The sequence below is a fragment of the Xanthomonas sp. WHRI 7065 genome (assembly GCF_040203115.2).
GTDB classification, from domain to species: domain Bacteria; phylum Pseudomonadota; class Gammaproteobacteria; order Xanthomonadales; family Xanthomonadaceae; genus Xanthomonas; species Xanthomonas arboricola.
In genome coordinates, this window is record NZ_CP168194.1 from 3,681,599 (window position 1) to 3,704,487 (window position 22,889).

The 22,889-nt window shown below is 67.0% G+C and carries 16 protein-coding genes and 1 pseudogene; 7 read left to right on the forward strand and 10 right to left on the reverse strand.

Going from position 1 to position 22,889, the window contains the following annotated elements:
* Window positions 1-15 precede the first annotated feature (15 nt).
* The 6 genes from ruvA to aspS form a co-directional block, all read right to left on the reverse strand.
* A complete protein-coding gene (ruvA, locus tag ABQY64_RS15455; protein WP_016904121.1) occupies window positions 16-600 on the reverse strand; it encodes a Holliday junction branch migration protein RuvA in 585 nt (194 codons plus the stop codon).
* 118 nt (window positions 601-718) lie between these two features.
* A complete protein-coding gene (gene ruvC, locus ABQY64_RS15460) occupies window positions 719-1,243 on the reverse strand; it encodes a crossover junction endodeoxyribonuclease RuvC (RefSeq protein WP_016904120.1) in 525 nt (174 codons plus the stop codon).
* A gap of 129 nt (window positions 1,244-1,372) precedes the next feature.
* Window positions 1,373-2,101 carry a YebC/PmpR family DNA-binding transcriptional regulator gene (locus tag ABQY64_RS15465; RefSeq protein ID WP_024940614.1) on the reverse strand — a complete coding sequence of 243 codons (729 nt, stop codon included), beginning with the start codon at window positions 2,099-2,101 and terminating at the stop codon, window positions 1,373-1,375.
* 75 nt (window positions 2,102-2,176) lie between these two features.
* Window positions 2,177-2,863 (reverse strand): alpha/beta hydrolase, encoded by a 687-nt coding sequence (locus ABQY64_RS15470; protein WP_349779904.1) that lies wholly within the window; start codon window positions 2,861-2,863, stop codon window positions 2,177-2,179.
* 226 nt (window positions 2,864-3,089) lie between these two features.
* Window positions 3,090-3,617 (reverse strand): GNAT family N-acetyltransferase, encoded by a 528-nt coding sequence (locus tag ABQY64_RS15475; RefSeq protein WP_039519508.1) that lies wholly within the window; start codon window positions 3,615-3,617, stop codon window positions 3,090-3,092.
* Window positions 3,618-3,965: 348 nt separating this feature from the next.
* Entirely contained in the window at window positions 3,966-5,732 is a 1,767-nt protein-coding gene (gene aspS / locus ABQY64_RS15480) for an aspartate--tRNA ligase (protein WP_349779905.1), read from the reverse strand.
* 157 nt (window positions 5,733-5,889) lie between these two features.
* Here aspS and ABQY64_RS15485 point away from each other — a divergent pair, with 157 nt between their 5' ends.
* Complete coding sequence (locus tag ABQY64_RS15485; RefSeq protein WP_349779906.1) at window positions 5,890-6,657, forward strand: DUF3011 domain-containing protein; 768 nt, start codon at window positions 5,890-5,892, stop codon at window positions 6,655-6,657.
* Between the two features lie 84 nt (window positions 6,658-6,741).
* Here ABQY64_RS15485 and ABQY64_RS15490 read toward each other — a convergent pair whose 3' ends face one another.
* Complete coding sequence (locus tag ABQY64_RS15490; protein WP_016904137.1) at window positions 6,742-7,035, reverse strand: FmdB family zinc ribbon protein; 294 nt, start codon at window positions 7,033-7,035, stop codon at window positions 6,742-6,744.
* A gap of 456 nt (window positions 7,036-7,491) precedes the next feature.
* Between ABQY64_RS15490 and ABQY64_RS15495 the strand changes: the two genes are divergently transcribed.
* From ABQY64_RS15495 to ABQY64_RS15505, 3 genes are all read left to right on the forward strand, one after another.
* The gene (locus ABQY64_RS15495; protein WP_349779907.1) at window positions 7,492-8,736 is read left to right on the forward strand and encodes an MFS transporter; all 1,245 of its coding nucleotides are present in this window, start codon (window positions 7,492-7,494) and stop codon (window positions 8,734-8,736) included.
* An 812-nt stretch (window positions 8,737-9,548) separates the two neighbouring features.
* Complete coding sequence (locus ABQY64_RS15500; RefSeq protein ID WP_226427315.1) at window positions 9,549-11,960, forward strand: TonB-dependent receptor domain-containing protein; 2,412 nt, start codon at window positions 9,549-9,551, stop codon at window positions 11,958-11,960.
* 226 nt (window positions 11,961-12,186) lie between these two features.
* Complete coding sequence (locus tag ABQY64_RS15505; protein ID WP_349779908.1) at window positions 12,187-14,337, forward strand: phosphocholine-specific phospholipase C; 2,151 nt, start codon at window positions 12,187-12,189, stop codon at window positions 14,335-14,337.
* 79 nt (window positions 14,338-14,416) lie between these two features.
* Here ABQY64_RS15505 and ABQY64_RS15510 read toward each other — a convergent pair.
* Window positions 14,417-14,761: pseudogene (locus tag ABQY64_RS15510) on the reverse strand (alpha/beta hydrolase); the annotation flags it as partial.
* A 109-nt stretch (window positions 14,762-14,870) separates the two neighbouring features.
* The gene (gene bla / locus ABQY64_RS15515) at window positions 14,871-15,764 is read right to left on the reverse strand and encodes a class A beta-lactamase (protein WP_102253605.1); all 894 of its coding nucleotides are present in this window, start codon (window positions 15,762-15,764) and stop codon (window positions 14,871-14,873) included.
* A gap of 100 nt (window positions 15,765-15,864) precedes the next feature.
* On the opposite strand from bla, the gene ampR reads away from it, so the two are divergent.
* Together ampR and ABQY64_RS15525 are read left to right on the forward strand one after the other, a co-directional pair.
* Window positions 15,865-16,734 carry a LysR family transcriptional regulator AmpR gene (gene ampR, locus ABQY64_RS15520; protein ID WP_039519488.1) on the forward strand — a complete coding sequence of 290 codons (870 nt, stop codon included), beginning with the start codon at window positions 15,865-15,867 and terminating at the stop codon, window positions 16,732-16,734.
* Between the two features lie 174 nt (window positions 16,735-16,908).
* Window positions 16,909-18,186 carry a lytic murein transglycosylase gene (locus ABQY64_RS15525; protein ID WP_349779909.1) on the forward strand — a complete coding sequence of 426 codons (1,278 nt, stop codon included), beginning with the start codon at window positions 16,909-16,911 and terminating at the stop codon, window positions 18,184-18,186.
* Between the two features lie 179 nt (window positions 18,187-18,365).
* On the opposite strand, the gene ABQY64_RS15530 is transcribed toward ABQY64_RS15525, so the two are convergent.
* Entirely contained in the window at window positions 18,366-20,285 is a 1,920-nt protein-coding gene (locus ABQY64_RS15530; protein WP_104600138.1) for an ABC-F family ATP-binding cassette domain-containing protein, read from the reverse strand.
* A 177-nt stretch (window positions 20,286-20,462) separates the two neighbouring features.
* On the opposite strand from ABQY64_RS15530, the gene ABQY64_RS15535 reads away from it, so the two are divergent.
* The gene (locus ABQY64_RS15535) at window positions 20,463-22,847 is read left to right on the forward strand and encodes a TonB-dependent receptor (protein WP_349779910.1); all 2,385 of its coding nucleotides are present in this window, start codon (window positions 20,463-20,465) and stop codon (window positions 22,845-22,847) included.
* The last annotated feature ends 42 nt before the right edge of the window (window positions 22,848-22,889 follow it).

The following is a 22,889-nucleotide window of genomic DNA, read 5'->3' on the forward strand; positions in this document are numbered from 1 at the left end:
TTTTGCCAGGCGCCCTTAACGCAGTGCGGCCTGGAGGGCCTTGCGAATGACCGTGGCGACTTCGTCGCCCTCTGCCCCGGCCTCGCGTGCCATGCGTGCGGCCTCGGCCGGCTTGTAACCCAGTTGCTGCAAGGCCACCGTGGCTTCGGACACCGCATCCGGGCCAAGCTGGCCGGTGATCGGCGCGCCACTGCTGAAGTCGGCGGCGCGGTCGCGCAGCTCCACCACCATACGCTCGGCGGTCTTCTTGCCGATGCCGGGGATGCGGGTCAGCGCGGTGATGTCGCCGCTGGTGATCAGGCGGGCGAACTCGTCCACGCTGACCCCGGACAGCACCGCCAGCGCGATCTTGGCGCCGATGCCGGTGACCTTCTGCACGTCGCGGAACAGCCGGCGCTCGCCTTCGCGCAGGAATCCGTACAGCGACACGCTGTCTTCCTTCTGCGCGTAGTGGGTGAACAGGATCACGTCCCGGCCGACATCGGGCAGGTCGTAGAAGGTGCTCATCGGCGCCTCCAGCTCATACCCCACCCCACCGACATCGATCACCAGCCACGGCGGCTGCTTGTAGGCCAGCAGCCCGCGCAGGCGGCCGATCATTGGGCACCGCCTTGGCGGTGCCGGGAATGGGGAATCGGGAATGGGGAATCGCAACAGCGCGCACTGCTGTGGACTCTGCGTTTGCAATTCCCGATTCCCGACTCCCGATTCCCGATTCTCATTTCTTGCGGCTCCAGGCCTGTTGGGTATTGACGCCCAGGCGCTGCGCGGTGGCGCGCACGTGGGCGTGAGTGATGGCGACCGCCAGTGCGTCGGCGGCGTCGGCCTGCAGCTTGCCTTTCAGGTTGAGCATGATGCCGACCATGTGCTGCACCTGCACCTTGTCCGCCCCGCCCTTGCCAACCAGTGCCAGCTTGATCTCGGTGGCAGCGTACTCGTGCACCGGCAGATCGCGCAGCACCACCGCGCAGATCGCCGCGCCGCGCGCGTGGCCGAGCTTGAGCGCGGAATCGGCGCTCTTGCCCATGAACACCTTCTCGATCGCCACTTCCTGCGGCCGGTAGGTCTCGATCACCTCGCCCAGCCCGTGCAGCAGGCGCTTGAGCCGCTGCGCGAAGTCGCCCTCGCCCAGCAGCACCAGCGGCGCATGATAGACATGCCGGCTGCGACCGCTCTCGTCGACGTCGATGATGCCGAGCCCGGTGCGCTGGGAGCCGGGATCGATGCCTAGGATGCGGGTCATCGAGCGGCCGGGAATTGGGAGTCGGGAATCGGGAATGGGTAACGCGGCCTCCTGGCGTGCTCGACGCTGCCGAGCAATGCAGGATGCGGCTGTTTCGATTCCCGATTCTCCATTCCCAATTCCCGGCGCTTACGCGCCAAGCGCCGCTTGATCGACGTTCGAATAGACGTCCTGGACGTCGTCCAGGTCTTCGAGCATGTCGAGCAGCTTGCGGACCTGCACGGCGGTGTCGCCGTCGACGGCGATGTCGTTTTCGGCGCGGAAGGTGATTTCGGCGTGCGCCGGCTCCAGGCCGGCGGCGGTCAGCGCCTGCTTGACCTGGGCGAAGGCATCCGGGGCGGTCAGCACGTCGATGGCGCCGTCTTCCGGGTAGACCACCACATCGTCCGCGCCAGCTTCGATCGCCGCGTCGGTGAGGGTGTCTTCGTCGGTGCCGGCGGCAAAGCTCAGCACGCCCAGGCGCTTGAACATGAAGGCCACCGAGCCGTCGGTGCCCATGTTGCCGCCGCACTTGCTGAAGGCATGGCGCACGTCGGCCACCGCGCGCACGCGGTTATCGGTCAGGCAGTCCACGATCACCGCCACGCCGCCGGGGGCGTAGCCCTCGTAGCGCACTTCCTCGTACTCCACGCCTTCCAGCTCGCCGGTGGCTTTCTTGATGGCGCGCTCGATCACGTCCTTGGACATGTTCGCCGACAGACCCTTGTCCACCGCCACGCGCAGGCGCGGGTTGTTGGACGGGTCGCCACCGCCGCCGCGCGCGGCGACGCTGATCTCGCGAATGATCTTGGTGAACATCTTGCCGCGCTTGGCGTCGGAGGCGTTCTTGCGGCCTTCGATGGAGGGGCCTCTACCCATGGGTGGTTCCAGACTGGCTTGGATGACAGGGCGCGGATTTTACCTGATTGCTCGCCCGCACCGGGGCGGCGGCGTTCAGTGGCGGAACCGGCCCTGGCGCAGGAAGCGCAGTACCTGCTGCGCGGCCTCGGGCGAGCGCAACAGGCCGCTGTGGCTGGCCTGCACCACGCAATGGTCGCGCAGCCCGGGCAGGCGGGTTTCGGCCAGCGCCACGGTGCCGTCCGAGCCGCCGTCCAGCGGCGCCAGCCATTGCCCCACCCCGCGCGCGACGGTGCCGGCGATCTGGCCGATCTCCGCCTCGCCCTGCCATTGCACGACACCGTGCTGCAGCAAGGCCGCGCTGCGCCCCAGCGCCCAGCGCCCGCCGTGGCGGGCCAGGCCGCGCGCGGCGGCGCTGCCGCACAACGGCGAGCCCAGACAGACCACGCGGCGCACCGGCAATTCGGGCGCGGCGCGCAGCGCCTGCAGCGCGACCAGCCCACCCAGGCTATGGCAGACCAGCAGCTGCGCGCCGGTCGCCTGCAGGCGTTCGATCAGCCGTGGCACGGCACGTTCGGGTCCGCCGAGCACACTGGCGTAGCCGAACAGCACCGGCGCTAGGCCCTCGGCACGCAGCCGGCGCGCGAGCGGCAACAGCCAGTGCGCGGTGTTCCAGATGCCGTGCACCAGCAGCACGTCGGCGGTCGCGGCGCTCGCCCGCTCACGCAGGATGCGTTGGGAGTGACCCGGGATGAACGAGGCTGCGCCGGACGCGGACGTCATGACCGCGCCATGGCGCCGGCCTCAGGTGAGCGCGGATGTGCGGCGGATCTACCGCAGGTCGCTTGCGCGCGAATCAACGCCACCCGCGCCTGGCCAGCAGACCGACAACCGATGCGCGCGCCGGCCTGCAGGCGACCGAGGTGGGGATGGTGCCGGTGGCACTCAGCGTGGCCAGGCGCCGGCAATCGTGGTCGCACGCCGCGCCAGCCGGGCATCGGCGCGCCGTTCAATCGGCCGCAATGCGCGGGGTGCGGCGCAGGATGAATTCGCGGTCGAGGATCTTGCCGACCGGGAAATCGTATTCGCCGACCTTCTCGAACCCGTAGCGGGCGTAGAAGCGCTGCGCGCCGAAATTCTCCGACCACACGCCGATCCACAGCGTGCGCGGGCCGTCGCGCTCCAGCCACTCCAGCGTGGTCTCGAACAGGCGGCTGCCCCAGCCGCTGTTCTGGTAGTCCTTCAACAGATACAGCCGCTTGAGCTCACCGTCGCCGGGACGCACGTCCTGATGCGGCAGCCCGCAGGGGCCGGCGGCAGCGTGGCCGACCAGCAGGTTGTCCATCTCCAGCAGCCAGATCGCATAGTCCGGATGCGCCAGCACGATGCGCGCGCGCTCGACTGCATAGGTCTCCTGCAGGAAGCCGTGCAGATCCTCCTGCGGGTACAGATGCCCGAAGGTTTCGGTAAAGGTCTGCGCAGCCAGCAGCGACAAGGCTTCGGCATCGTCCGGTGTGGCGCGGCGGATGCGGGTCATGCGGGCGTCTCGTGCCGGGTGGACGTGGCAGCTTGGCGCATGCGGTGGTGGGGTCGCAAGCGGGGAATCGGGAATCGGGAATCGGGAATCGGGAATCGGGAATCAGGAATCGGGAGAGCGTCCGCGATCCGCGTTTGCGGGTGGGCGCAGGTTTGGACTGCGCGCAGTGCGTTGTTGAGGGCGAGCGAGGGGCGCGGCCCTGCGTCGCGGCTGCGGCAGGCGCCGCCGGTGTGGGCATAAATCGTTGGGCCGGGCGCGATGCGCCCGCGGCATCCCTGCACGCGACACGCTGCGCGGCGCAGCGTGTCGGTTGCACGGCCACGCTGGGGTGGCCGTGTGGGTGGCAGGTCAGACCTGCTTGGGGCGTACCTGCACGTGCACTTCGGCCAGCTGATCGGCGGCGATCGGCGACGGGGCGTCGGTCATCAGGTCCTGTGCGCCGGTGGTCTTGGGGAACGGGATGACGTCGCGGATGGAGTCGGTGCCTGCCATCAGCGCCGCGATGCGGTCGATGCCGAAGGCGATGCCGCCGTGCGGCGGTGCGCCGTAGTTGAGCGCATCCAGCAGGAAGCCGAACTTGGCGCGCGCTTCTTCCGCGCCGATGCCGAGCAACTCGAACACCGCGCTCTGCATGTCCGGGCGGTGGATACGGATCGAGCCGCCGCCGATTTCGTTGCCGTTGAGCACCATGTCGTAGCCGCGCGACACCGCGGTGCGGGCATTGGCGCGCAGGTCGGCGATGTCGTCCACCGCCGGCGCGGTGAAGGGGTGATGCAGGGCCACGTAGCGCTGCGCCTCCTCGTCCCACTCGAACATCGGGAAATCGGTGACCCACAGCGGCGCCCAGCCATCGGCGATCAGGTTGAAATCCTTGCCGGCCTTCAAACGCAGCGCGCCCATGAAGTCGGACACCTTGTTGTAGCCGCCGGCACCGAAGAACACGATGTCGCCGTTGCCGGCCCCGACGTGCTTGAGCAGCGCAGCGAAGGCGTCTTCGCCGAAGAACTTGGCGATCGGCGAGCTGACTTCGCCGCTCTCCGACAGCTTGATGTAGGCCAGGCCCTTGGCGCCGTACTTGGCGGCGTGGGCGGCGTATTCGTCGATCTGTTTGCGCGACAGCGTGGCGCCACCGGGGATGCGCAGCGCGGCCACGCGGCCGTCGGCATCGTTGGCGGCGGCGGTGAACACCGGGAACTCGCTGGTCTTGACCAGTTCGGCCACGTCGACCAGTTCCAGCGCGATGCGCAGGTCCGGCTTGTCCGAGCCATAGCGACGCATCGCCTCGGCCCAGGTCATGCGTGGGAACTGCGCGGCCAGTTCGACGTCCACCACTTCGGCGAAGATGGCGCGGATCATGTCTTCGACGAAATCTTGCACGTCGCGCTCGCGCACGAAGGCAAATTCCATGTCGAGCTGGGTGAATTCCAGCTGGCGGTCGGCGCGCAGCGCTTCGTCGCGGAAGCAGCGCGCGATCTGGTAGTAGCGGTCGAAGCCGGCCACCATCAGGATCTGCTTGAACAGCTGCGGGCTCTGCGGCAAGGCGTAGAACTCGCCCGGATGCATGCGCGCCGGCACCAGGAAGTCGCGTGCGCCTTCCGGGGTGGCCTTGGTCAGGATCGGGGTTTCGATGTCCTGGAAATCGCGTGCATCCAGGTGCCGGCGCAGCGCCTGCACCAGCTTGATGCGGGTGCGCTGCATGCGCTGCATTTCCGGACGGCGCAGGTCCAGATAGCGGTACTTCAGGCGCGTCTCCTCGCCCGGGTTCTCGTGCGCGTGGAACGGCAGCGGCGCGGCCTTGTTGAGGATGCTGATGCGGGTGGCGATCACTTCCACCTTGCCGGTACGCAGCTTGTCGTTGACCGCGTGCCGCGCACGCACCACGCCTTCGACCTGCAGCACGTCCTCGTAGCCGAGGCTGGCGGCCACCTTGAACAGTTCGGCGCTGGCGTCGTCGCCAGCCACCGGTTCCACCGTCACCTGCACGATGCCTTCGTGGTCGCGCAGGTCGATGAAGCACACCCCGCCCAGGTTGCGGGCCACGTCGGTCCAGCCGGCGAGAGTGACGGTTTGGCCGATCAAGGTCTCGTCGACCAGGCCGCAGAAGTGGGTACGCATCGAAAGCTCCGCTGAAAAACCCGACACAGGACAGCGCCGGAGAGCCCGATATTCTGGGGCCGGCGGGCGGCAGGAGCAAATCTGCGGGCGCTCATGGCCGCTTAAGTCAGGGCCCGGCTGAATAGGCGCAAGACCCTTCCGCACCAAGGACGCCACGATGCTGCGCACCGCCCTGCTGCTCTCCGGCTTCGGCCTGATCACCCTGACCGGCCTGCTGACCAGTGCGCCTGCCGCCGCGCAGGACCGCGGCTGGAACGGCCCCAGCATCACCTGCTCCAGCAACGACAACCGTCGCCGCGAGTGCGATACGCCGTTCCGCGGCCGCGCGGTGCTGGTCGAGAACATCTCCGGCACGCGCTGCATCGAAGGCCGCAACTGGGGCAGCGAGCGCGGCCGCGTCTGGGTCGACAACGGCTGCCGCGCGCGCTTTGTCGATGGCCGCAACGGCGGCGGCTGGGGCGGCAACAGTGGCCCCGGCGGCGGCGGGGTGGCCGGCACGGTGCGCTGCGAGAGCAACGACCAGCGGCAGAAGATCTGCGACACCGGCTGGCGCCGCGCGATGCTGGTGCGCCAGCTGTCCAACACGCCCTGCGTGGAAGGCCGCAACTGGCGCCAGGACGGGGGCCGGATCTGGGTGGACGACGGCTGCCGGGGCGAGTTTGCGCAGGCACGCGGCGGCTGGGACCGGGGTGACGGCGGCTACGCTGGCCGCGACGACCGCCCACGCAACGATTACGCCATCACCTGCGCCAGCGACGACCGCCGCCTGCGTACCTGCGGCTGGGATGGCCGCTATGGCCGCCCGGTGCTGACCCGCCAGCTGTCCGACACCCGTTGCGAGGAAGGCCGCAGCTGGGGGTACGACGAGCGCCGTGCGACGGTGTGGGTCAACGATGGCTGCCGGGCACGCTTCGAGGCGCGTTGAGGCCGCGAATGGGCGCGCCGCGCGCGGCTGGGTCCAGGGACTGCGACGTCCGCCCTGCCAGCGGCTGCGGCGCGCTGGTACGGCTCAAGCGGGGTCGGCCGCGGGCTTGGCAGCGGGCTTGCTCTCGGCGGCGGCTGCCGGCTTGGCATCGCCACCGGCGCTGCTGCTTTCGGTGAGGTTCTTCTTCTTCTCGCCCGCCGACTTGAAGTCGGTCTCGTACCAGCCGCTGCCGGACAGACGGAACGAGGGCGCGGTGATCTGGCGCTTGATCGTGGCCGCCGCACAGGCAGGACAGGTCTGCGGATCGGGGTCGGCCATCTTCTGCAGGCGGTCGAAGGCGTGACCGCAGGTGGTGCACTGGAAACCGTAGATGGGCATGGCAGGATCAGCTGAAGACGATGCGGGGCGCAGATTCTAGACGGATGCGGGCAGGCAGGTGCAGTGGGCCGTCTGCGATGTTGAACACGCGCGAGCGTGTTGCGGGGATGAGACATCGATCGATGGTGGTTGTGTCGCGCTTGCACGCCAGGTGCGCTCGCTAACCAACGCTGCCCTCATTGGCAGATAGCAGGACGGTAGAAGTGTTCGCGCGTATGCCGAAGAACGCGAATCTACGTAATGGATGGTCATCAGATCGGCGCGACTGCCCGAACTGCGCGGGTAGGTGAGGCAGTCATCCCGCACGCCAGAAGCCCACGCTTCGCATCGGCCTGACATCGCATCAGCGGGTATCGAGAGCTATAGAGCCAGGTCGTTTCGATCAAGCCGCACGACCCGGGCTGCTACACTCGAACACGTGATCGACGCGCCTCTCCCCCCACGAGGACCGCATCCATGTTGCGGCTGACTGCCTTATTGCTGGGCGTTGCCCTGCTGCTGACCGGCAGCGGGCTGCTCGGCACCTTGCTTGCCGTGCGCGGTGGCCAGGCCGGTTTCGATGCGCGTGCGCTGGGCCTGATCATGTCCGGGTATTTCGCCGGCTTCTTTCTCGGCACCTTTTTCGCACCGCCGCTGATTCGGCGCATCGGGCATATCCGCGCATTCGCCTTTTACGCGGCGCTGGCGGCGATTGCCGTGTTGCTGCATCCGATCTGGTTGAACGCCTGGGGTTGGGGCCTGCTGCGCCTGGTCACCGGCGCGGCACTGGTCGGCCTGTACACCGTGATCGAAAGCTGGCTCAACGCCGAGCCGGACGCGCGTCGGCGCAGTCGGGTGTTCTCGGTGTACATGGCGATCAACCTGTCGGCGTTGGCGCTGGGCCAGATCCTGCTCACTGCGGGCGATGCGGGCGCACCGGCGATGTTCACGCTGACGGCGATCCTGATCTGTGCGGCAGTGATGCCGGTGATGACCACGCGCCTGATTCCGCCCGAGGTGCCGCACGTCTCGCGCCTGCGACTGAAAACGCTATACGCATTGGCGCCGGTGGCGACCATCGGCGCAGGACTGTCGGGCCTGGCGATGGGGGCGTTCTGGGGATTGCTGCCGGTGTACGCCAACCGTATCGGGCTGGATGCCGATGGCGTGGCGATGTTCATGCTCACCGCCATCATCGGCGGCGCGGTGTTGCAGTGGCCGATCGGGCGCATCAGCGATGGCCATGACCGGCGCATCGGCCTGGTCACGATCAGCGTGCTGGCGGCCGGCATTGCGATCGCTGCCGCGGTGCCGATGGTGCAAACACAGACCCAACTGTTGTTCGTGCTGTTCTTCGTGTACGGCGGGTTGGCGTTCTCGCTGTATCCGTTTGCGGTGGCGCACATGCTCGACTACCTGCCGCGCGAAGATCTGCTCTCCGGCTGCAGCAGCCTGCTGCTGGTGCATGGCGTGGGCGCGGCGATCGGTCCGGCCCTGGCCGGTGGCGCAATGCAGAAATTCGGGCCTGCGGCACTGCCGGTGTATTTCGCGGTGATGCTGTTGGCGCTGTCCGGATTTACGCTGACACGCTTGCTACGCTTCACGCGCCGCCGCACCCATCCGATCTCGTTCCGCCCGATGCTGCGCACCACGCCATCGGCGCTGGAGTTGATGCCGGAAACACAACAGGCCGAAGCACCGCCGCACGCCAGGGGCGGCTGACACACCTATTTCGCTGTCGTCAGTCGCTACGCTGCTGATCAGGCGATATGCGGCGTTGCTGCAGAGGCCCCTTTGCCCGCCCACCATTGCGAGGGGCGCCGCGAGGCGAAGCAGCTGGTTGACGACTTTTTGGATGGATCAGCTATGGAGCGGTCTATCTGCCGCTTGGCTGCAAGGCCCTTGCCCGCCCACCATCGCAGGACACGCCGCAAGTACGTCCTTGTAGGCTCTTACGCGGCATCCATGCCGCGTAAGGTCCCGCGACGGTGGGCGGACAAGGACCAGTCGAGATGGTCGGTGTGCATGGTTAAGAGCAGTCAGAGCGGTGCGTGGTGCGCGTCGTTTGATCCTGATGCGCCGGCTCGATGTCCGACACACGTTTCGACAAGCGGCTTTTCACGCGGCCACCGACCAACTTTCTGGTGCGGTGTCCTTACCGGTTGCGGGACCCTTGGCGGCATGGATGCCGCCAAGGAGCCTCCATGGACGGATTCACGGCGTGTCCCGCAAGTGGTGAGGGCACCGCGCACTCGACTCACCAGGCTTTTGACCTGAGCACTTGAGTGCATCTACAACAACGCGACGACTCGAAACCGCTTGTCTTGGAGTGAAGACAACGCTGCGGCGCGAAACTCCAGGTGTCTTGCAACCAGCGCGGCCCGGAAACATCCAGACAGCGCTAAATCGCCATCGTCCCGGCGTTAGGACTTCCCAAGTCCATCTGGTGATCCCGGCCACACCTTTAGCGCGGTCATCATCACGCAATGCAAGCGCGGCAGTCTTTGCAGACCCTCCCCGCTTGTTGGATTGCAATGGATTCGACGTCCTCCTCGCGCGTGCGCCGTCCGGCCACGCTCGCCTTGTTGCTGGTTCCGCTCACCCTGCCCGCTTACGCACAACAAGTCCCGGATGGCGCGGCGTCTGGCCCGGCTGCGGCCGAACCGGGCAGCGCTGGCGAACAGGTGTCCACGCTGGATCAGGTGCAGGTGGTCGGCCAGGCGATGACGTATTCCAAGACCAATGTCAGCAAGGAAATGCTGGACCGCCAGTTCGTGCTCGGCAGCGTCAACGATGCGCTCAACGAACTGCCCGGCGTGGTGGTCACCGAGGCCGATGCCTTCGGCTCGTCGGATTGGGGCACGCAGATCAGCATGCGCGGCTTTGTCAGCAATCGCGATACCCAGCAGATCGGCACCACCATTGATGGCGTGCCCAACGGCGGCTCGGCGTATGGCGGCGGCTCCAAGGCCAACCGTTTCATCGACATGCCGGATCTGGAAACGGTGGAAGTGAGCCAGGGCACCGCCGATATCGCCTCGCGCTCCAACGAAGCGCTGGGCGGCACCTTGAACTATCTCACCGGCGAGCCGCTGGAAGAGCAGCGCGTGCGCGTGATCGGCGGCATCGGCGACAACCAGGCGCGTAAGTATTACGCGCGCTACGACACCGGCCTGCTCGGCGGCAACACGCGCGCCTGGGTCAGCGGCTCGTCGGCACGCAACGACGACTGGATCGACGGCAGCGGCCACACCAGCCGCGATCACCTGGCCGGCAAGTTCGTCAGCGTGTTGGACAAGTGGACGCTCAGCGGCTACGCGTCCTACGACGATGCCGACGAATCCGAATACACCAGCGTGACGCCCGAGCAGTTCGCGCGCGACCCCGAGCACGATCTGTTGACCGGCACGCTCACCGGCATTCCGTACCTGGACCAGAACTACCGCTCCGGCTCGCGTGCGTTGCGCAAGAATACCTTTGGCTACCTGCGCGGCGCCTTCGATGGCGGCAATGGTTTCAAGACCACGCTGACCGGCTATGCGCATCGCATGCAGGGCCGCGGCGACTGGATTCCGCCGTATCTGGTGGATGTCACCAACGATGGCGCCGGCGCGCCGGAATCCGAAGCGCGTGGTGGCAACACCGTGTACGCCGGCAGCGACCTGGGCAAGCTGTATTACCTCACGCCCGGCGGCGCGGCCGCGACCATGCTGGCCGGCTGCGCCGGCAGCGATGCGGTGCCGGCCGAATCCAACCCGGCCTGCTATCCGGCCGGCTCGGTGCCGGTGCAGTCGTATCGGCACAGCCACTACGACAACCACCGCGCCGGCGCGATGGCCGATGTGGAATGGCGCGCCGATCTCGGCGCCATCGACAACACCGTGCGCGCCGGCGCCTGGCTGGAGCGCTACGACCGCAGTGTCACCCGCGACTGGCATCGCCTGCTCAACGTCGGCACCAACATCAGCTTCGACCATCAGCCGTACTGGGTGCAGTTCAAGGACAACTACCAGACCGACGAGCAGATGTATTACGTCGAGGACGTGATGCGCTACGGCGCCTTTGCCTGGCGCGTAGGCGTCAAGCAGTTCTTCGTCGACCAGACCCGCGACCGCCGCATCGGCGATGCGCAGCATGTGGAATCGGATTCGCATTCGGACCCGCTGCTGTCGGCCGGCCTGACCTGGACCACCCCGGTGCAGGGCCTGGAAGCCTTCGCCGGTTACTCGCAGAACTTCGCTGCGATTCCCTCCGGCGTGCTCGGCGAAACTGACCCGGTCGCACTGAGCCGCGTGCAACCGGAAACCGCCGACAACGTCGAACTCGGCCTGCGTCTCAGCCGCTGGCCGCTGACCGGCAGCGTGACCCTGTACGACATCCGCTTCGACAACCGCATCGTCTATGTGCCGGCCAACTTCGTCACCGGCATCGACTACCTGGGCGAAACCGACGGCGTGTACGAGAACTTCGGCGGCGTGCATGCGCGTGGCGTGGAAGCGGCACTGGGCTATGGCTGGGACAACGGCTGGCGCATCAACGGTGCCTACACCTACAACAAGGCCGATTACCTGGGCAGCGGCGATGCCGCACGCGACACCGCGCTGGAGATCACCCCCGGCGCGCAGGTGATCGGGCAACCGCGCAACACCTTGGTGATGTCGGCGGACTGGCGCGGCCAGGCGTGGCGCTTCGGTGTGTCCGGACGCTATCTTGGCAAGCGCTACCTGGATGCCTCCAACCGCGCCGCACTCGATGGCGTGACCACCTTCGATGCCAACCTCGGGGTGGAGCTGTCGCAGCTGTCGTCGCAGCTCAAGGGCCTGCAGCTGGCGCTCAACGTCAGCAACCTCACCGACAAACGCTACCTGGAAGGCGTGGACGGCAGCGACAGTGCCTTTATCGCCGCGCCACGCACGGTCGGGCTGACGTTGACGCTGGATCTCTAGCGTCGGCGGCGCATTGCCGACCTGCGCAGGATGGGCCTGCAACGTGCGCGAGCGGATCGGGCTGAAGACACGCCACCCGATCCGCTCCCTGCATCGGCTGCCGCGCAGGCGCAAACGGAAAGGGTCGGCGATGTTGCAAGCACGCAGAGAACATACGCGCTGACGCGTCGGGTACGCTCGACCCGCTCCAGCGCAGACAGGATGGGAGCGCCAACCAGGTGACACGATGATCGACCTTCCCCGCCGCCGCGTTCTGCAGACCGGGCTTGCCGGTGCCGCCGCCGCGCTGCTGCCCCCCAGCATCGCGCGGGCCGCCGCCATCGCGCCGGACCGCCGCACCGGCACGCTGGAGGATCTGCAGCATGTGGTGATCCTGATGCAGGAAAACCGCGCCTTCGATCATTACTTCGGCAGCCTGCCCGGCGTGCGCGGGTTCGGCGATCGTTTTCCGATTCCCGCACCGCCGTTACCGGGCGCGCCCGCGCGCACGGTGTGGCTGCAGCCCAGCGAAGACGGCCGCCAATGGCTGACGCCGTTTGCGCTGGATACGGCAGCGCAATTCGGCTTCATGCGCGTGCAAGGCACGCCGCACAGCTGGGTGGATGCGCAACGCGCCTGGGATCACGGCCGGCTCGGGCACTGGGCCGCCGCCAAGCACAACCATGCGCTGGGCTATTACCGGCGCGCGGATATTCCGTTCCAGTACGCGCTCGCCGACGCCTTCACCATCTGCGATGCGTACCACGCCTCGATCCAGACCGGTACCAATTCCAATCGCGTGTTCCTGTGGAGCGGCGGCAACGACCCGCAGGCGCGTGCCGGTGGTCCGGTGATCGGCAACTCGCACGACAACTTTGCGGAGCTGGGCGGTTTTGCCGACCCCTACCGCTGGACGACCTACGTCGAGCAGCTACAGAACGCCGGCGTGTCCTGGCAGATCTATCAGGACATGCGCGACAACTTCACCGACAACCCGCTGGCGGGCTTTGCGCCGTTTCGGCAGGCCTTCACTGCTGCGCCCGGGCACGATGCGCAACTGCGCGCGCGTGGCGTCAGCACGCGCGGTGTGGAGCAATTACGTGCCGATGTGCTGGGCGGGCAACTGCCATCGGTGAGTTTCATCATTGCCGATGCGGCCGGCAGCGAACATCCTGATCCCTCCAGTCCAGCGCAAGGCGCGGCCTACACTGCACGCGTGCTGGATGCGCTGACCGCCGACCCACAGGTATGGAGCCGCACCGCATTGCTGTTGATGTTCGACGAGAACGACGGCTTTTTCGATCACATGCCACCGCCTGCGACCCCGTCGCCGGACCCGCACGCGGCCAGCGGCTTTGCGGGCGCATCCAGCATCGCCACCGACGATGACTACCATCGCCACCCGGCACCGGGCGAACAGAAAGTGGATCTGCCCGAGCTGCGCGGCCGCCCCTATGGCCTGGGCCCGCGCGTGCCGCTGTACGTGATCTCGCCGTGGAGCCGCGGCGGCTGGGTGGATTCGCAGGTGTACGACCACACGTCGGTATTGCGGCTGCTGGAGCGCCGCTTCGGCGTGCCCGCACCGGAGATCACGCCGTGGCGGCGGGCGGTCTGTGGCGACCTGGTCAATGCGTTCGATTTCCGCAGGGCCGATGCGCGCCTGTTCGCCGCGGCGCTGCCCGATGTCAGCGCGACCGCAGCGCGCGCAGCAGCCCTGCGCGAACACGCACTGCCGCCGTTGCCTGCCGCGTTGCAACCGCCGCAGCAGCCCTTCGGTACACGCCGTTCGCGGGCGCTGCCGTATCGCCAAAGCGTGGAACTGGCCCAGTTGCCCGAGCGTGGCCAAGTGAGGCTGCGCATGTCCAACGCGGGTGCTGCGGTGGTCCTGCATGTCTACGACCGCTTCGATCTTGCGGCGATTCCGCGCCGTTACACCGTAGGGAGCGGCGCAGCAGTGGATGCCACGTGGACCACCGCCGATGGCCGTTACGATCTGTGGTTGCTCGGCCCCAACGGATTCCATCGCCACTACCGTGGTGATCTGAGTGCAGCGTTGCTGATGACCGAGATCACCCAGGATGCGAACGATCCCGCAGCCGTGTCGTTATCGCTGCGCAATGCCGGCAGCACTACCGTGCAGGTGGAGCTGCAACCAGCCGCATATTCAGCCGCGCAGCCGCATGAACGCCTGAGCGTTGCACCCGGCACCACCGAGCAGCGCCGTTGGAAGGCGGCGGCAACTGGCGGCTGGTACGACCTGTGGGTACACCACGACGGCGCAGCCCAGCGTCTGGCCGGACGTATCGAAACCGGCGCAGACAGCGTCAGCGACCCGGCCATGGGCGGGCCGGCGCGGCTGCAGCAAGATCTGCCTTTGCCGATCGGCGCACCCGGCTGAGCCTTGCAGCCGGGCATGCGGTGAGAACGCAGGCGGCTGCGCGATCAGCACGCTTGCGCACGCTTGCGCACGGTCGCGCTCAGTGCGCGTCGGCCGCATCCAGCATGCCGATCGTCCCAAACCAGGTTTCCACCAGATGCGGACATTGTGCGATCGGCAGTGCACCTGCGCGTAGACCGAACGCATGCCCGCCCTCGGCGTAGAGATGCATTTCTGCCGGTACGCCAGCCTGCTTGAGCGCCACGTAGTAGGCCAGCAATTGACTGACGCCATTCACCGCATCGTCCTTGGCCTGCAGCAAGAAGATCGGCGGCGTCCGCGCAATGACGATGATGTCTGGCCGCAGCGACAGATGGGTAGGATCGCGTGTGGCACTGTCGTCGTCCTCGTGCGCCCACAGATGGCCCGGATAGACAGCGATGGCAATGACACCCCCTGATGCGTCCCGTCGTACCTCGAACAGCTGGCAGGAAACCGCAAGCAGCTTGCGGACTCACATGCGACATAACGCGGAAGACAGCGGGTCGTTGCGCTCAACCCACCATGCTGTCGCGCACCGCGGCCGCCACTGCCTTCAACGCCGCATCGCGCGCATCGCTGTCGACGCTGGCGCCATTCAAGTACGCGGTGAGCAGCAATGGTGCCTTGCCTGCCGGTGGCCAGATGATGGCGATGTCGTTGCGGGTGTCGCTGCCGTTGCTGCCGGTCTTGTCGCCGATCTTCCAGCCGCGCGGCAGGCCGGCGCGCAGGCAGGTATCGCCGGTGCGGTTGTCGATCATCCAGTCGGTCAGCTGCTTGCGCGAGGCCGGTTGCAGCGCGTTGCCGAGCAGCAGGGTGCGCAAGGTGGCGGCCATTGCCGCCGGCGTGGTGGTGTCGCGCGGGTCGCCTTCGGCATAGCGGTTCATCTCCGGCTCGTGGCGGTCGCTGCGGGTGTGCGCATCGCCGATGCCGCGCAGGAAGGCGGTCAGGCCGGCCGGGTTGCCGACCAGCGGAAACAGCAGGTTGGCGGCCGGGTTGTCGCTGTAGATCATCGTGGCCCGGCAGAGCTCGGCCACGCTCAGCGACCCGCCGACATGGCGCTCGGTGACCGGGGCATGCTCGAGCATGTCGGAGGCGCGGATCGTTACCCGTTGCGCCAATGTCAGCTCGCCCCTGTCCACCCGCTGCAGCACCGCCGCAGCCAATACAAATTTGAAGGTGCTGCACATCGGAAAGCGCTCGTCCTCGCGCTGGCCGAGGCGCCTGCCGGTGGCACTGTCGAGCAGGCTGATGCCCAGGCGGCCGCCAGTGCGGCGTTCAATCTCCGCCCACTGTGCCCGCAGCACATCGTCCACCGTCATCGCCGGGGTGAGTGCCCATGCAGGTCTGGAGGCCGCAAGCAGCACGCCCACGCCGGTTGCGTACAGGAATTGTCGACGGTTCAACATGCAGCAACCTCCCTTGGAGAGCGCGCAGTATCGGCGCATGCCGGCCACCGGACTATTGCGATGTTTCGATCCCTGGCATGAATTGAACTAATCTCTGCGCATGCCCCGCCCCCGTCTCCCGCTCAATGCCCTGCGCGCCTTCGAGGCCGCCGCGCGCCACCAGAACCTGACCCGCGCCGCCAGCGAGCTGTGCGTCAGCCAGGCCGCGCTCAGCCACCAGATCAAGGCGCTGGAGCAGCAACTGAGAACCAGCCTGTTCCACCGCCTGCCGCGCGGCGTGGCGCTTACCGACGAAGGCGCGGCACTGGCGCCGGTGCTCGGCGAGGCCTTCGACCGCATCGCGGCCACCCTGGAGCGCTTTGCCGATGGGCGCTATCGCGAGGTGCTCAGCGTCGGCGTGGTCGGCACCTTCGCCACCGGCTGGCTGCTGCCGCGCGTGGACGCCTTTCATGCGGCGCATCCGGAGATCGAGCTGCGCCTGTCCACCCACAACAACAGGGTCGATCTGGCCGGCGAAGGACTGGATCTGGCGATCCGCTTTGGCGATGGCGACTGGCAAGGCCAGATTGCCGAGGCGTTGATGGAGGCGCCGTTTGCGCCGGTGTGTGCACCCAGCATGGCGCGTGGCTTGCGCACCCCGGCCGACTTGGCAGGTATGCCGTTGTTGCGTTCGTATCGCCTGGACGAATGGCCGCAGTGGTTTCGCGCGGCGGGCATGACCGAGATCGCCGCGCGCGGGGCGATGTTCGATTCGTCGTTGACGCTGGCCAGCGCGGCGGCCGCCGGTGCCGGCGTGGCGTTGTTGCCGTTGCCGATGTTTCGCCAGGATCTGGATGCCGGACGCCTGGTGTGCCCGTTCCCGATCCAGATCGATGCCGGACGCTACTGGCTGACCCGGCTGCGCTCGCGGCCGGCCGGCGCAGCCGCGCTCAGCTTTCACCGCTGGCTTGCGCAAACCATTTCCGCATGAGCGGTCCAGCGGCACCTGTTCCCTCTGGACCCGCGCCGAAGGCGCACGCCGACATACTCGCTGTTGGCCGCCTGTTTTAGAGATGAAAGACGTGGTGAAAACGAATAGCTGCAATAGCTTTATTCCCGGAAAGTGATGGCTACATTGGGCTCCCATCCCGCATCGGGCGGCCCCATGATCACGCCTTCGCATCTTCTTCGTTTCTCGCTCTGTATCGGCGCAGGTGTTGCTGCCGCCAACGCGACAGCGCAAGCCCCTGCCCCTGCAACAACCTCGCCTCCCACAACGAACGCCGCTGCCCAACAAGATGCCGCACCCACGCCCAGCTTCGAACAATGGCTGGTCGACTTCCGCCAGCGTGCGCTCGCTGCCGGCATTGAACCAACCACACTGGACACCGCATTCGCTGGCGTCACACCCGATCCATCGGTGCAGGCACTGGATCAGCGGCAGCCCGAATTCACCCGTTATCTCTGGGATTATCTCGATGACCGTGTCACCCCGTCCGCCATCCAGCAAGGACAGCAACTGCTGGTCAGCCAGCGCGCCCTCTTTCAAAAGTTGCAGCAGCAGTACGGTGTGGATCCGCGCATCCTGACGGCCATCTGGAGCATGGAAAGCGAGTACGGCAAACAGATCGGCGACCGCTACGTGATCCGCTCGCTGGCGACGCTGGCGCATGAGGGTCGGCGTACCCGCTATGGCAATACGCAACTGCTTGCGGCGTTGCAGATCCTGCAGACGGAAAAAGGCGTCGATCGATCGCAGTTTATAGGCTCGTGGGCCGGCGCCATGGGACAGACGCAATTCATTCCGAGCACCTATCGCGACTACGCCGTCGACGACGATGGGGACCACAAACGGGATGTGTGGAATTCCAGTGCGGATGCCTTGGGCTCTACCGCGAACTATCTCAAGCAGAGCAACTGGAGCAGCGCTGTTCCCTGGGGCCAGGAAGTGCATCTGTCAGGCGGCTTCGACTACGCGCAGGCCGACATGACGATCAAGAAAACCGTTGCCGAATGGCAGCGCCAGGGTGTGGTGTGTGGCAACAAGCCGATTGCGCCCGCACTGGCCCAGGAACAGGCATCGGTGCTTTTGCCCACCGGGTATCGCGGCCCGGCGTTCCTGGTGTTCGACAATTTCCGCAGCATTTTGCGCTACAACAATTCCACCGCCTATGCGCTGGCGGTCGGTCTGCTGGCCGATGGCTATGCGGGTGGAGCCGGGGTCGAACAGCCCTGGCCCAAAGACGATCCGCCGCTTAATAGCGTGGCAGATATCACCGAGCTGCAGCAGCGGCTGACCGACAAGGGATTCGACGTAGGCGGCGTCGACGGTGCGCTGGGGGCGCGAACTCGCCAGGGAATCCGTGCATTCCAGCGCAGCCAGCAGTTGCCGCAGGACGGGTATGCCAGCACGTCGTTACTGGCACGACTGCGGGCAGGCTGATCGCACGACGTGACCGTCGCAGGGATCGGCAACGCCGGTGCCGCGTAGGCCGCGATGGTCCTGCCACATCGGGCGGTGCGACGCACGCGCGCCTTGATGAGGCAAGCGCGGCGCGATACCGGCGCAGTGACGTTCTTCCGGCCGGGTGCGCCGCTACGGCGCCAGCCGGATGCGCGCTGTCAGTCCGCCCCGTCCAGCAGCTCCATCCACGCCGCCTCGGCGGCGACCAACTGCTGCGCCGTCGCCTCACGGTCGCGGCCCAGCACCGCCATCTTGTCGCTGTCGGCATAGTTGCCGGGGTTGGCCAGTTCGCGGTCCAGTGCCGCCAGCGCCGCTTCCAGTTCGCCGACGCGCTTTTCCGCGCTGGCCAGCTTGTGCGGGTTGACGGCTTTCTTCGGCGGCAGCGGCTTGGTCGGCGGCGGCGGGGTGGGCGCCACTTCGGCCATCTTCTGCTTGGTGCCTTGCGCGGCCGGGCGGCTGCGCAGCCAGGCGGCGTATTCGTCCAGATCGCCAGCGAACGGCTCGACCACGCCATCGGCCACGCGCCAGAAACTGTCGCAGACCAGGCCGATCAGATGGCGGTCATGCGAGACCATCACGATGGCGCCTTCGAAGTCGCTCAGCGCTTCGGCCAGGGCCTCGCGCATCTCCAGGTCCAGATGGTTGGTCGGTTCGTCCAGCAGCAGCACGTTCGGCTGCTGCCAGGCGATCAGTGCCAGCGCCAGACGCGCGCGCTCGCCGCCGGAAAACCCATCCACCACTTCGAAGGCGCGGTCGCCGGCGAAATTCCATTTGCCCAGGAAATCGCGGAACGCCTGATTGGAGCCATCCGGCGACAGCTCGCGGAAGTGATCCATCGGCGACTGGCCCTCGTGCAGCGATTCCACCGTGTGCTGGGCGAAGTAGCCAATCCGCAGATCCGGATGCGCACTGCGCTCGCCCGACAGCGGCGCCAACTCACCGACCAGGGTTTTGACCAATGTGGACTTACCCGCTCCATTCGGCCCCAGCAACCCGATCCGGTCACCCGCCTCCAATCCAAATCCAACATCGTGCAACACGGTAATCGCATCGCTGGACCCCAGCTTTTGCGATTCCCCATTCCCGATTCCCGAATCCCGCGGCGCAGCCGCATACCCGCACGCAGCGTGATTCAGCCGGATCAACGAAAACGGCAACCGATTGGGCTGGGCGAACTGGATGCGAAATTCGCGCTCGGCGCGTACCGCTTCGGTGCCGGCCATCTTGGCCAGGCGCTTCATGCGGCTCTGCGCCTGGGTGGCCTTGCTGGCCTGCGCCTTGAAGCGGTCGATGAAGCTCTGCAGATGCGCGCGCTCGGCTTGTTCCTTGTCGTGGGCGATCTGCTGCTGACGCAGGTGCTCGATGCGCTGGCGCTCGAAATCGGTGTAGCCGCCGACGTACAGCTTGGCGGTGCCGCCGTGCAGATGCAGCGTATGCGTGGCCACGTTGTCGAGGAACTCGCGGTCATGCGAAATCAGCAGCAAGGTGCCCGGGTACTTGAGCAGCCATTGCTCCAGCCACAGCACCGCATCCATGTCCAGGTGGTTGGTCGGCTCGTCCAGCAGCAGCAGGTCGCTGGGCATCATCAGCGCGCGCGCCAGGTTCAGGCGCACCCGCCAGCCGCCGGAGAACGAGGACACCGCGCGGTGATGGGTGTCGGCCGGGAAGCCCAGGCCGTGCAGCAACTTGCCGGCACGCGCCTCGGCATCGTAGGCGCCCAGCTCGGCCATCTTCTGGTGCGCGTTGGCGACCGCTTCCCAGTCCTCGCGCGCAGTGGCCGCCGCCTCTTCCTGCAGGATCGCCGAGACCTCGATGTCGCCGCCGAGCACGAACGACAGCGCCGGATCGGGCAGCGACGGGGTTTCCTGCGAGACGCTGGCGGTGCGCACCTTGCCGGGCAGGTCGACATCGCCCTTGTCCGCTTCCAGTTCGCCCTTGACCGCGGCAAACAGGCTCGACTTGCCGGTGCCATTACGGCCCACCACACCGACGCGGTAGCCGGCATGCATGGTCAGGTCGACGTTGGACAACAGCAGACGCTCGCCGCGTCGCATGGAGAAGTTGCGCAGGGAAATCATTGATGGACAGTCCGATAGAACGAAAAGGAATGAGCAGATGAGCAGCACTCCTGCGACGCCATTCTAGCGTTAACGAATAATTAGCGCCTTCGGGCTGGCCGTCGTTCCCTTCGCATCGCCGCGACCAGACCCCGCCCAGCCTTGCTGGTCCTGCCTGGACCCCCGTTCGGAGTTGTCATGAATTACCCGTTGTCCACGCTCGCAACCGCCGTCATTGCGGCGCTGCTCGCCTCCCCCGCCTTCGCCCAGACCGCCAACCCGGCCAGCGCGCCCGCCAATACGCTCGATACCGTCATCGTCACCGGCACCCGGGTGTCCGACCGTACCGTGGCCGAGTCGCAGTCGCCGATCGACATCATCAGCGCCGAGTCGCTGCAGGCCACCGGCACCTCGGAGCTGGCCACCGCGCTGGCCCGCGCGCTGCCGTCGCTGAACTTCCCGCGCCCGGCCCTGAGCGACGGCACCAGCGCGATCCGCCCCGCGCAGCTGCGCGGCCTGTCGCCGGACCAGGTGCTGGTGCTGGTCAACGGCAAGCGCCGCCACACCTCCTCGCTGCTCAACCTCAACGGCACCATCGGCCGTGGCGCCGCGGCAGTGGACCTGAACACCATTCCGGTGGCGGCGATCGCGCGCGTGGAAGTGCTGCGCGACGGCGCCTCGGCGCAGTACGGCTCCGATGCCATCGCCGGCGTGGTCAACATCGTGCTCAAGGGCGCGGAGAAGGGCGGCAGCCTGCAGGCCGGCTTCGGCCAGTACTCGGCCGGCGACGGCAGCAACTACGAGCTGTCCGGCGACACCGGCGTGGCCTACGGCAACGAGCGCGGCTGGCTGCACGTGGCCGCCCAGCTCAACCAGCAGGACCCCACCGACCGCGCGCGCGGCTATGCCGGCGCACCCAGCGCCTCGCAGCCGGCCGTGGGCCAGAAGGCGTTCAAGATCGGCGACCCGGACGTGAATGCGCAGGCGGTGTCGGCCAATACCGAGTTCGCCTTCAGCGACAGCATCACCGGCTACGCCTTCGCCACCGCCAGCAACCGCGACATCACCTCGTTCGCGTTCTTCCGCGCGCCGGGCAGCAGCCAGAACATCCTGTCGGTGTATCCGCAGGGCTTCCTGCCGGAAATCCAGACCTACGCCAAGGACCGCTCGCTGGTGGCCGGCGTGCGCGGCTCCACCGCCAGCGGCTGGGACTGGGATGCCAGCTACAACTACGGCTACAACAAGATCGATTTCCACACCCGCAACACGCTCAACGTGAGCCTGGGGCCGAGCTCGCCGACTTCCTTCTACGACGGCGCGCTGGAGACCACGCAGAACATCGTCAACCTGGACGTCAAGCGCGGCTTCGACTGGGGCCTGGCGTACCCGGTGACGGTGGCCTTCGGCGCCGAATACCGCAACGAGAAGTGGAACCAGTCGCCAGGCGAAGTGGGCTCGTATTTCCAGGCCGGCACGCTGGCCGGTGGCGCGCAGGGCTTTGGCGGATTCGCGCCGAGCGTGTCCGGGCGGTACTCGCGTGACAGCTACGCGCTGTATGCGGACCTGGAAGCCGATTTCACCGACAAGTTCTCCGCCGGCCTGGCCGGGCGCTACGAAGACTTCAACGACTTCGGCAGCCAGGCATCGGGCAAGTTGTCCGGGCGCTATGCGTTCACCGACAAGATCGCGCTGCGCGGCACGGTGGCGTCGGGCTTCCGCGCGCCGTCGCTGGCACAGCAGTATTTCCAGTCCACCAGCACCACCTTCCTGGCCGGCAATCCGAACCCGTTCGAGATCCGCACCTTCCCGGCCGACAGCAACGTGGCGCGCGCGCTGGGTGCAGAGCCGCTGGATGCCGAGACCTCGCTGTCCTACAGCCTGGGCCTGGTGTTGCAGCCGACCGATGCGCTCTACCTCACCGTGGATGCGTACCAGATCGACGTGGACGACCGCATCGTGCTGTCGTCCAACCTCACCGGCACCGGCGTGCGCAACCTGCTCGAAGCGCAGGGCATCTTCGGCATCAACGGCGGGCGCTACTTCACCAATGCGGTGGACACGCGCACGCGCGGCGTGGACGTGGTCGGCAGCTACCGCTGGCAGCTCGCCGCCAGCAGCGTGGACCTGACCGCCGGCTACAACTATTCGGAAACCGAAGTGCGCAGCGTCGCCGCCAATCCGGCCGCGTTGTCGGCCAACGGGCTGAGCCTGGAGCGCATCGACCGCACCGAACGCGGTCGCATCGAGGAAGGCTTCCCGCGCGACAAGTTCCTGGTCAACGGTAGCTGGAACCTAGAGCACTGGACGCTGGCATTGGGTGCCACGCGCTATGGCAAGTACAGCACGCGTCCGGCCGCGGCGATCAACGACCAGACCTTCGGTGCCAAGTGGGTGGTGGATGCCTCGGCCAGCTACAAGATCGATCGCTGGACGCTGACCCTGGGTGCGGACAATCTGCTGGACGAGTACCCGGACGAGAACAACTTCGCCAACTCCACCAGCGGGCAGTTCCCGTACAGCAATCTGTCGCCGTTCGGCTTCAACGGTGCCTACGTGTACGGCCGCATCAACTATCGCTGGTAATCAATACAGCACTCCACACTGCTGCGGTGTTGCCACGTGTTG